The 507-nt window shown below is 34.7% G+C and carries 1 protein-coding gene; it reads right to left on the bottom strand.

Going from position 1 to position 507, the window contains the following annotated elements:
- On the bottom strand, window positions 1–507 hold a 507-nt coding region (locus tag AVBRAN9333_RS09450), incomplete at both ends, for a flagellin N-terminal helical domain-containing protein (RefSeq protein WP_442862240.1).

The raw sequence follows: 507 nt of genomic DNA on the forward strand, positions 1-507 counted from the left end.
ACATTATGCCCAGTCTCAAACCTAGTTAAACCAATCTTATCACTTGTAGTTGCCCCAATACTAGCCTTAACTGTCTCATTTGAATATGCACCAATTTGAAATTCTTTGTTTGAAAACGTTCCACTTAGAAGCTTTTGACCATTGAATGATGTAGTATTACCAATATTGTCTAATTCTTCCATAAGTCTTGAAATATCAGCTTGAAGTGAGCGTCTTGTTTCAGTTGTTTGACCATCTTGAGCTGATTGAATAGCTTTATTCTTAATTGTATCAAGTATTTTTATTTGCTCATCCATAGCCTTATCAGCTGTTTGAATTATACCAATAGCATCATTAGCATTCATAATAGCTTGACCAAGAGAACTTGCTTGAGATCTTAAGCTATCAGCAATTGCCATACCTGAAGCATCATCAGCAGCAGAGTTAATTCTAAAACCTGAGTTTAACTTATTTAAAGAACTGTCAATTGATCTATTGTTCATAGATGCGTTTGCATGAGCGCTTAGC

This window comes from Campylobacter sp. RM9333 (assembly GCF_020137705.1).
Lineage (GTDB): Bacteria > Campylobacterota > Campylobacteria > Campylobacterales > Campylobacteraceae > Campylobacter_E.